The 320-nt window shown below is 70.3% G+C and carries 1 pseudogene; it reads left to right on the top strand.

The features are described 5' to 3' along the window. Positions 1-303: pseudogene (locus TW83_RS17875) on the top strand (phosphoglucosamine mutase); the annotation flags it as partial. Between the last annotated feature and the right edge of the window lie 17 nt (positions 304-320).

Raw genomic sequence — 320 nt, 5'->3', positions numbered from 1 at the left:
ATGCAGGTGCTGGGCGCGATGGCCGAAACGGGTCGGGCGGCAAGCGAACTGGTCGCACAGTTCGAACCCGTGCCGCAGATGCTGAAGAACGTCCGCTATGCCGCGGGTGCCGATCCGCTGGCGGCCGAGCCGGTCAAGCGGATGATCGCGGATGCCGAGGCGCGTCTGGCCGGGTCTGGCCGGGTGCTGATCCGGAAATCGGGGACCGAGCCGCTGATCCGGGTGATGGCCGAGGCAGAGGACGAGGCCGTCCTGCGCGAGGTCGTCGACGGCATCGTCGCGGCGGTCGAACGCGCAGCCTGATTTGCGTCGCGCGGCGG

Origin of the sequence: Paracoccus sp. S4493, from assembly GCF_000967735.1 — a bacterium.
Classification (GTDB): Bacteria; Pseudomonadota; Alphaproteobacteria; order Rhodobacterales; family Rhodobacteraceae; genus Paracoccus; species Paracoccus marcusii.
Note: the sequence above shows the minus strand (reverse complement) of the source record. Positions and strands in the feature narration are given on the sequence as shown.